The sequence below is a fragment of the Vibrio sp. 1249-1 genome (genome assembly GCF_033340495.1).
Genome location: NZ_JAWOWJ010000692.1, coordinates 1 through 641, shown reverse-complemented (window position 1 = coordinate 641; position 641 = coordinate 1). Strand labels below are relative to the sequence as shown.

General features: G+C 54.6%; 1 pseudogene. It reads right to left on the bottom strand.

Annotation, left to right across the window (positions count from 1 at the left end):
- Positions 1-619: pseudogene (locus R7Z50_RS28390) on the bottom strand (tyrosine-type recombinase/integrase); the annotation flags it as partial.
- Positions 620-641 lie beyond the last annotated feature (22 nt).

Sequence of the window (641 nt, the reverse complement as noted above, 5' to 3'; positions counted from 1 at the left end):
CAAAGGCAGCGTAGATTTCGTCGTAGAGCTCCAGATCCTGCGTCTCGTTCATTGCATACAGGATGGTCATATCGAGGCTCCAGTGCTTGAAGTGATCCCTTAAATACCGCAGATCGCCCAGTTTGTGATGGACGACATAGTTGGCAAAGGTGCGACGAAATTGGTGAGACGCAAGCTTCCAGTCCGTCCCGAGGTTCTTTGCAAACATCCTGAGTCTTTTGTTCAACGTTGGGCCGCTAAGCACAGTGATACAATTTATCTTGCCCCCACCGTTCGTTAGCCCGACGCAGCCAGAGCACTGCCGAAGTCGTGTCACCTCCTTCAAGTCTCCGGACGCTTCTGCGGCTCTCAGAGCCTGCTCAAGCTCCGTCTGCAAGGGCTCTGAAAGCCTCTCCACGACCTTTACAGCCCGAATCGCAATCTCTGGACAAAGCCATGAGGTTTCGCCCGCGTAAGTTTTGTCCGAGCGTGAGCCGAGGAAGTAGAACCGTTCGCCATCTCGAACTTCACTGTGCCACTGATCCCGCCGGATGTTGCCGAGCTCATGGGCTCGAATGCCAGTCGTCGCCAGAATGATGACAAAGCATCCATCACGCAGGTCGAGGAGTGTGCTGTTCAATGCGCCGAGCCCTGAATCCCAA